At 61.0% G+C, this 9,085-nt stretch carries 6 protein-coding genes and 1 pseudogene; 1 reads left to right on the top strand and 6 read right to left on the bottom strand.

Annotated elements, in window-relative coordinates; all coding sequences use genetic code 11:
* Positions 1-521, bottom strand: a pseudogene (locus tag UW3_RS29320) (YgiQ family radical SAM protein); the annotation flags it as partial.
* 168 nt (positions 522-689) lie between these two features.
* On the opposite strand from UW3_RS29320, the gene UW3_RS0107090 reads away from it, so the two are divergent.
* Entirely contained in the window at positions 690-5,219 is a 4,530-nt protein-coding gene (locus UW3_RS0107090) for a hypothetical protein (protein WP_010221609.1), read from the top strand.
* A gap of 5 nt (positions 5,220-5,224) precedes the next feature.
* Here UW3_RS0107090 and dnaB read toward each other — a convergent pair whose 3' ends face one another.
* The 5 genes from dnaB to rpsF form a co-directional block, all read right to left on the bottom strand.
* Positions 5,225-6,622 carry a replicative DNA helicase gene (gene dnaB, locus UW3_RS0107085; RefSeq protein WP_010221608.1) on the bottom strand — a complete coding sequence of 466 codons (1,398 nt, stop codon included), beginning with the start codon at positions 6,620-6,622 and terminating at the stop codon, positions 5,225-5,227.
* 110 nt (positions 6,623-6,732) lie between these two features.
* The gene (rplI, locus tag UW3_RS0107080; protein ID WP_010221607.1) at positions 6,733-7,179 is read right to left on the bottom strand and encodes a 50S ribosomal protein L9; all 447 of its coding nucleotides are present in this window, start codon (positions 7,177-7,179) and stop codon (positions 6,733-6,735) included.
* A 21-nt stretch (positions 7,180-7,200) separates the two neighbouring features.
* Positions 7,201-8,091, bottom strand: a complete 891-nt coding sequence (locus tag UW3_RS0107075; RefSeq protein WP_010221606.1) for a YybS family protein — start codon at positions 8,089-8,091, stop codon at positions 7,201-7,203.
* Positions 8,092-8,127: 36 nt separating this feature from the next.
* On the bottom strand, positions 8,128-8,358 hold the full coding sequence (gene rpsR / locus UW3_RS0107070; RefSeq protein WP_009403887.1) for a 30S ribosomal protein S18: 231 nt from the start codon (positions 8,356-8,358) through the stop codon (positions 8,128-8,130).
* A 28-nt stretch (positions 8,359-8,386) separates the two neighbouring features.
* Positions 8,387-8,812 (bottom strand): 30S ribosomal protein S6, encoded by a 426-nt coding sequence (rpsF, locus tag UW3_RS0107065; protein ID WP_010221605.1) that lies wholly within the window; start codon positions 8,810-8,812, stop codon positions 8,387-8,389.
* Between the last annotated feature and the right edge of the window lie 273 nt (positions 8,813-9,085).

Below are 9,085 nucleotides of genomic sequence, written 5' to 3'. Positions count from 1 at the left end.
CGCCCCTTGCCCTGCCAGTAGTCGTAATGCGCAATACGGCGCAGGGAGGCTTCAATGCCACCGAGGACGATCGGCACATGCTTGTAGGCTTCCTTACAGCGCTGGCTGTAAACCAGGCTGGCGCGGTCCGGACGCTTGCCGGCCATACCGCCCGGGGTGTAGGCATCGTCGGAACGAATCTTCTTGTCGGCCGTGTAGCGGTTGATCATCGAGTCCATGTTGCCGGCCGCGACGCCGAAGAACAGGTTCGGCTCGCCGAGCTTCATGAAGTCGTCTTTGGACTGCCAGTTCGGCTGGGCAATGATGCCCACGCGAAAGCCCTGGGCCTCCAGCAGGCGGCCGATGATGGCCATGCCGAACGACGGATGGTCGACGTAGGCATCACCGGTCACGATGATGATGTCGCAGGAATCCCAGCCGAGCTGATCCATCTCCTCCCTGCTCATCGGCAGGAACGGTGCTGGCCCGAAGCATTCGGCCCAGTACTTGGGATAGTCGAAAAGTGGTTTGGCTGCTTGCATGTCAGTGACCGGTGGCTAATCGATGAAAAATCGCGGGCGCGGAATATAGCACAAAAATTGACCAAATCCGACGGTGGTGGTCGGAATCAACCCACAACAATTATTTACCGCCCGTCGCCGCCAGTGCCGCGCTCTGATCTGCGTTTTCCACCAATGGAGACGCACACCATGCCCCCCTCAACTGTCGAGCAGGACCCACTGGCAGCCAACGACCAGCAACGCTGGTCGGATCGACTGACCCTGGAGCTGATTGAAGAGCATCTGAACCAGACCTTGCAAACCCTGGATGAACAAGAACAGCGCCGCTACCTGCAACTGGCCCGTCTCGGCCCGCAACTGCGCCAGCGCCTGAGCGATGCCCTGCGTCAGTTTCAACGGACTTTCGAGCACCAGGCCCTGGAGGACCTGCGCCAACAACTTGCCCTGGCATCCGGCCAGGCGCTGGATCCCCTGAGCACCTACCTGCACACCTATTCGCTGGAGATTCAGCGCGAGTTCCCCCACCAGGAAGTCGAACACCTGCAGACTCGCAGCCTCTGGCAGGCAGCCCAGGACAACTTTGGCTTCAACATTGCACTGCAAAGCGGCTCAGGACAGGACTTCCTCAGGGCCAGCAGCATCAACACCCGCGAGTCAGGTGGGCGTCATTCGCTGATCCCGGTCAGCACCTTCGTCGATATCGTGCGCAAGCTGAACCTGGGCAAGCGCTTGCAAGACGCGTTGCAGCAGAAGCTACCTGCCCTGAGCGCACAAGCGGTCAGCGACTACCAGCGTGCCCTGCTGCAATTTGCCCTGCTGGAAGCCTATCGCAGCACCGAAGACCACGAATTCAACCGTGAGCAACTGGCTAGCCTGCAAACGGCCTGCGAGCGACCAGGGGGCCTGCAGTGGACGTATTTCAGCCTTAAGTTGCCGGACGGGGTCATCGAGCACCTGCTTCGGCTGGCCGAGGCCCAGCCACTGCTCAGGCCGATCAAGCAGGCACTGGATGCACTGGCCAGCCAGCGCATGACCCAGACCCTGATGGGCAACCTGATTCCTCTGCCATTCTTCGTGGTGCGCCTGGGCGATGGGGTTTTCAGCTATTTTCCCGAACGCCCGGGCGGCGCCTGGCGCTCTCACGTCTCGGCCGTCGACGCTGTGGACTCGCTGCGCCAGCAGATCCACCAGAGCCAAAACACCAGCGCGTTGCATTGGCTCTATCAATGGCTGCCGCTTGCGCTACAACAAAAACTCTCGGCACTGCTCAAGCCTGACAACGTTGACCGCAACCAGCTCAATGCATTGGCCAAATGGCTGTACGACACCTTCGCCACCCAGCCCTCCACCGCCCTGCTCGATGTCGTCGAGAACCCGAACAGCCCGTGGAAATCGCAATCACTGCTCCAGGCTATCGCCCAGGAGCAGCAGCACGGGATCGCCGCCGACCTTTCGCTGATGGCGATCAGCAACAACAGCGTGGATTTCGACACCTTCCAGAAAGGTGCGCTGTTCGTGGTCAGCGAAGTGCTGGAGCTGCTGACGCTGTCGGTTCCCGGCGGCGTTACCGGTCTCAACCGCGCCATGCTAACCGCCACCTTCGCCAGCCTCGGTTTCCAGTCGATTTGCGCAGCCAACGCACTGCTGTCCGGCCGCACCAGCGAAGCAGTCCAGGCAGCGGCTGATATCGCCGACCTGATAATCAGCGCCAGGCTTCAGGGCCTCGGCGCACGGCTCTCGGCGCGCCGCTCAAGGCAGTTGGTGACGGCCCTTGGCCGTGCACCGGCAATTGAGGCACGCGTGGCACAGCAACTGGATTCGCGAAGCTGGAGCGCCGCCAAATTGCTGGAACACCTGCTGCCTCAGCTCCCAGCCAAGGCGATAACCTCAGTGTTGCGCCTGAGCGGTGTGCAGCGCGAACAGCTGGAGGCGGCATGGAGCGTCGCAGCGGACCTGCCTTGGCAACTGCGCTGCGTGATTGAAAGGCAACAACCGACCAACGCAGAGGGCAACCCGGCCATTGCCGCCCTGACCCTGCGCTTCCCCGGTCTGTCTGTTGCGGCCGCGCGCGAAGCCCTGCACCGCCACCCCGAGCTGATGCAGCTACAAGCGGACAGCCTCATCGAGCCCGGCCCCATTGCGACCGTGCTCGGGCTTGCGCAAGAAAGCCGCAGCCTGTTGGCGCTGTGCAAGCTGGACGATGAACTGGCGGGCCCCGACCGGGATGTCGAAGCCCTGTGCTGTCAATTGCTCGCCAGCCACCCTGAGTGGCCAGCCACATCAGGCATCCGCATCGAAGAGAACCTTCAGGCCCCACCCGCTACAGGCTTCGCCCCCGCACCGCCCGTTCAGTACTTCGCTGCTCCCGACGCCACGGGCTACCTGAACCTGACCCGCACCGGCAGCCACTATCACTTCCAGGACATGCCAGGCGCTGCGCTACTGCAGGCCTTGCACGAGCATCCACACAACCCATTGCGCAAGGACGTTAGTGTTGCCATGTTGCGCGCACAACTGCTCGACATCGCCCTGCGCAACCGCGAACTGCTGCCGGAACTGCTGGCCGAGCCCCCTCTGCAAGCGGTCTCAGCCGGGCGATTGAGGGTCAGCGCCCATCCATTGGCCAGTACTGCTGGCACGCCTGGCAGCGGAATTCATCATTACCAAGGGACAACCTACGCCATGATCGAGGGCGCGGCATACCCGATAGTGCCTGACGCCCCGGCATCAACGCCAGAATGGCGGGTATGGCGGCTGGCAGACGGCCCGCGCGCCGATAGCCCGGCGATTGTGCTGTATCGCCAGCACTGGTACTACGCCCGGGTTCCTGGCGCCGCCGGCATGCCCCGCCGAGGAGGGCGTCTGGCGCAAATGCAGGAGCAGAACCGCGCAGCAGCCACAGCCGAGCGAGCTGCCCAATTTCAACAGCAGCACAACACTCGCCAGCAACTGCTTGAGGTCAACCAGGCACTGCTGACGACCGCCGACCAGATGACCCAAGTCACTGCGCGGGTCAACGCCGCGATTGGAGGCTCAGACACACAGCAACAAGCCATCGCCGCCCTGGTGGTGACCTACTGGAAAGCCATCAAACACATTTCGACGAAGATCGACCTGCTTGCAATCCTGGGCGACCCGCAAACACTGCCCCAGCAACGAGAGATGCACGTGTATCGGCTTCATTGCCTGGAAAAAATCATGCTCAGCCAGGACCTCGCCTTCACCGGTGAAACCGGGGAAATGCTGGCCGACCCGCATCAAGGCGAGCATGGCCGCTATCGCCTGCAACACCGGCGCATCCTCCAGCACCTGGAAGAAAAACGCCCCTTCCTCGACAAGCACGCCGCCTATATCGAGGCCCTGTCCAGCGGTTTTCCAGGCACTCAGACCGACACTTATCTCGCCCGAGCCAGGGAAGACTTCCCTGCAACCCCGCTGATGCGCCAAGCAGCGGTGATCCTGTTCAAGTTGGACTTGCTGGTGATCAGCGACACTCCGGACCCGCAAGCCCCGATCCAGTTCAATACCGAGGCGGCGCTGCGCCTGGTGCAACTGCACGACGCCCTGACCACCTACACCGACCTGGACAGCCTCCCGGAAAACTATCAGCTCTCACTGCTCGATGACCTGCAACGCCAGTTCGACAGCCACCAGCAAGGGCTAAGATCCATGCAGGACACCGCTGCCACGCTGGATAAAGCCCACCTGCGCGATATCGACCAGGTGCTGGTCAGCCTCATTCGGCAGATACAGCAGCGACTTGAGTCGATGTATCGGGACCTGACCAGCAACACCTTGTTGAGCCTTGATTCGCAGGCCCTGGACACTGATTTTCTGCCCGCCCAACCGCTGCAGCGGCCTGTCGCCGGGCCACGCAAGCGGGTGATCAAAGTCAGGCAGCAGGGCACTACGGCATTTAAGGTAGGGCAAGCACATACCGACGAGCAGGGCCGGGAAGTGGTCGATATCATCAGCCCCGGCATCGTTGCCGGGCCCCGGGTGCAGCGCTACGTCAATCCGGTGGCCGGCTACTGGCAGCCACTTGCCGTTGAGCGCAGAGTTGGCACCGCTGCGTCACTGGCAACGCAACTGTCCCAGGCCAATACGTTACTGGGCAAAGTCGAGCAGCAACTGGACAGCGCACGCCAGGATGCCGAGAAACAGCAAAACCCGACCAACATCGTCGAGGCCCTTGAGCGTCACGCCGGGGCCTTGGAGGTTTTGGCACAGGGCATTGAGTCATCCAGCACCGAGGCTGAACAGCGAACACTGCTCGATCGCCTGCGCGGCGGCGCCCAGCGCTTGCGCCAGCACGGCGAAGCATTGCGCCTGATGCTGTACAAATCACCGGAAACGCTCGACATCAATCGCCTGCTGTACCTGATCGAGCACCGGCAAGTGAGCGTGCACAAGACACTGATGCGAGCGCCGCGCGGTAAAGGCCGGAACAAGCACTTCCTCGACATTTACCAGATCCGCGATGTCCAGGGCAGCCGCTCGACACTGTGGGAAGCGCATTTTCACTACGATGCCACAACGACCGCCATGGAGCAGTTCCAACTCAAGGGCGCGCACTTGAAGACCCTGGCGCAAAGCCGCCTGGGCGCGGCATCACAGGCCCAGGCCGAGCGGGAGGGGCAAGCCCATGTACCGATCTGGCGTGCTGCCTTCAGCCCTCAGGCAGCGCGCGAACTGTTCAGAGCCGCCAGTGACGGCTGAGCGACTTACTCGTCGTCGTCGAAGTTGTAACTGCCCGGCGCGAGGTTTTCGAAGCGTGTGTACTTGCCGATGAAGGCCAGGCGGATAAAGCCGATCGGGCCGTTCCGCTGCTTGCCGATGATGATTTCGGCAATGCCCTTGTGCTCGGTCTCCGGGTGGTAGACCTCGTCGCGGTAAACGAACATGATCACGTCGGCGTCCTGCTCGATCGCACCGGATTCACGCAAGTCGGAGTTCACCGGGCGCTTGTTTGGCCGCTGCTCGAGGGAGCGGTTGAGCTGCGACAAGGCGACTACCGGGCAGTTGAACTCTTTGGCCAGGGCCTTGAGCGAGCGGGAGATCTCGGAAATCTCGTTGGTGCGGTTGTCGCCGCTGGAGCCCGGGATCTGCATCAGCTGCAGGTAGTCGATCATGATCATGGCGATGTCGCCATGCTCGCGCACCAGGCGGCGGGTACGCGCACGCATCTCCGACGGGCTGATGCCGGCGGTATCGTCGATGAACAGCTTGCGGTCGTTGAGCAGGTTGACCGCCGAGGTCAGGCGCGGCCAGTCGTCGTCTTCCAGCTGGCCGGAACGCACCTTGGTCTGGTCGATGCGCCCGAGCGAGGACAGCATACGCATGATCAGCGATTCGCCTGGCATCTCCAGGGAGTACACCAGTACCGCCTTGTCGCTGCGCAGTACGGCGTTCTCCACCAGGTTCATGGCGAAGGTGGTCTTACCCATCGACGGACGACCGGCGACGATGATCAGGTCGGCGGGCTGCAGGCCGCTGGTCTTCTCGTCGAGATCGGTGTAGCCGGTGGACAGGCCGGTGATCGCGCTGTCGGTGTTGAACAACGTATCGATGCGGTCGATGGCCTTGGTCAGCAGGTCGTTGACGCCCACCGGGCCGCCGGTTTTCGGTCGGGCTTCGGCGATCTGGAAGATCTGCCGTTCGGCTTCGTCGAGGATCTCCGCGGCATTGCGCCCCTGGGGGTTGAAGGCGCTGTCGGCGATCTCGTTGCTGATGCTGATCAGTTGGCGCAGGGTCGCCCGCTCGCGGATGATCGCGGCATAGGCCTTGATGTTGGCCACCGACGGGGTGTTCTTGGCCAGCTCGCCCAGGTAACCCAGGCCGCCGACTTGCGAACTCAGGCCTTCCTTGTCCAGCTGCTCGTGCAGGGTGACCACGTCGAACGGGGCCATCTGGTCGGCGAGCTTGTGGATAGCGCGGAAGATCAGGCGGTGGTCATGCCGGTAGAAGTCGCCATCGGAGACTTGATCGAGCACCCGCTCCCAGGCGTTGTTGTCCAGCATCAAGCCACCGAGCACGGCCTGTTCGGCCTCGATGGAATGCGGCGGCACCTTCAGGGCAGCGGTTTGCAGATCATATTGCTCGGGGGCGGTTATCTCGTTCATGGCCACGCAGGAATCAGGGTGATGAAAAAGACAAAGGGCACGACCTGCAAAGCAGGATCGTGCCCGATGTTAACCGGCTGACACCCAAGGTGCCAGCCGATCGGTACAGCTTAGGCTGCGACAACAACCACGCGAACGGTGGCTTCAACGTCGCTGTGCAGGTGCACGGCAACGTCGTATTCGCCGACGTTACGGATGGTGCCGTTCGGCAGACGAACTTCAGCTTTGGCCACTTCAACGCCGGAGGCGGTCAGGGCGTCAGCGATGTCGTGGGTGCCGATCGAACCGAACAGCTTGCCTTCGTCACCGGCGGTGGCAGTGATGGTCACTTCCAGCTCAGCCAGTTGGGCAGCGCGAGTTTCGGCCGAAGCTTTTTTCTCTGCAGCGATTTTTTCCAGCTCAGCACGACGCTCTTCGAACGCAGCCAGGTTGGCAGCGGTCGCAGCGGTGGCTTTGCCGAATGGCAGCAGGAAGTTACGACCGTAACCGGCCTTAACATTTACCTTGTCGCCCAGGTTGCCCAGGTTGGCGACTTTTTCCAGCAGGATCAGTTCCATTTGGTATTAACCTCTTAACTTTTAACCTTCACCGTTCGCGTCATCGGCATCCTTGGATGCTGAACGACCACGAAAATCAATCAGGCTGTCGACAATGGCCAGAACCACGAGCAATGGACCGATCAAGTGCATGAAAGGCAACAGCGTGACGTATAACCCCACCAGCCAAAAATTGGCCAGGCGTTTCTGCGCGACCAGCCCGTGAATCAGGGCCAGCCCGGCGAACATGAACGCAACACTGCACAGCGGCAACAGAATCAATGCGTGCAGCCCCATGAACGGTGCTACAAACATGACGGCCAGCAATGCCAGCATCACGCCCTTGGGGAACCGAATCGCGCGAAATTCGCGACCGAAACCACCTGGGTTGTACAACAACGCCTGCCAATAACGCCCAAGAATCAGACATGACACGCTAAAGACCTGCAGCGTTATCGCTATTGAAGCGATCAAGATTGGGGCCATCACTGAGGCGAGCATTGCCTTCTGGTCCGCCGAGATAGTCTCGTAGGCTTTACCCATCACTAACGGCAAGGCATCTTGCGACGCTTTGGCGAGTGAATCGATGTAAGGACCCAGCAAGGTCCCCAGGCTCACCGCAAACAACAACCCCACTACCACGCTGACCAGCAGCACGCGGTTCCAGGAATGGCCTGCGCGCAAAACCAACGCAAGGCTGCAAGACCCCACCAGCACCAGCAACGCTGTCGGGTCCTTCAGGAAGTGCCAGCTCAACAACGTCGCCAGCAATCCCAGACCAAGGACGCTCAATGCGTCCGAACCGCGCCGCAGAAGCACAAGGCATCCCGCAGCGGCACTCAACCAGAACAACAGCGGCAATGCCGCCGATCCGGCCACGACAAGCGTGGCCTGCACACGTCCGCGCATGATGTAATCAGCTAGCGCTCGCATGCACTTTATCCTTTGCTACTTGTCGACGACCCGGTCTCAGCGGCCGTGGCTGTCGGTGTAGGGCAGCAGGGCCAGGAAGCGGGCGCGCTTGATAGCGGTAGCCAGCTGACGCTGATAACGAGCTTTGGTACCGGTGATACGGCTTGGAACGATCTTGCCGGTTTCGGATACGTAAGCTTTCAGGGTGTTGAGATCTTTGTAATCGATCTCTTTCACGTCTTCAGCAGTGAAGCGGCAGAATTTACGACGACGGAAGAAACGTGCCATGTAATAGGCTCCTCAAAAGGTCCGTGGATTACTCGTCAGCGTTATCGCTGTTGTCGCTGTCGTTGCTGTCATCGCCATCGGCGCTGTCAGCATGCTCAGGACGGTCGCGACGCTCACGGCGCTCACTGCGGTTCTCTTCAGCCTTGAGCATCTCGGACTGGCCGGTAACGGCTTCGTCGCGACGGATGACCAGGTTACGGATCACGGCATCGTTGTAGCGGAAGTTGTCTTCCAGCTCGGCCAGGGCCTTGCCGGTGCACTCAACGTTCAGCATCACGTAGTGAGCCTTGTGAACATTGTTGATTGCATAGGCCAGTTGACGACGGCCCCAGTCTTCCAGACGGTGGATTTTGCCGCCGTCTTCTTCGATCAGCTTGGTGTAACGCTCAACCATGCCGCCGACTTGCTCGCTCTGGTCAGGGTGGACCAGAAAGATGATTTCGTAATGACGCATGAATGCTCCTTACGGGTTGTAGTCTGCCACCAGAGTGGTCAGACAAGGAGTGAAGGACACTTGTATGTCTTGCCCTGGGAAAAGGCGCATGAACGCCTGCCAACATGGCAAGGGGCGCAATTGTAGAGAAGCGCCGAGGGACAAGCAAGGCAATTGGTGAATTATTGAGCAGCACCGAGGTGCTGCGATCGCCGGCAAGGCCAGCGCCCACAGACGTGCACAACACCTGTGGGAGCCGGCCTTGCCGGCGATGGGCTGCGAAGCAGCCCGCAG

It is taken from the genome of Pseudomonas donghuensis (assembly GCF_000259195.1).
GTDB lineage: Bacteria > Pseudomonadota > Gammaproteobacteria > Pseudomonadales > Pseudomonadaceae > Aquipseudomonas > Aquipseudomonas donghuensis.
This window is presented reverse-complemented; position numbering and strand designations above follow the sequence as displayed.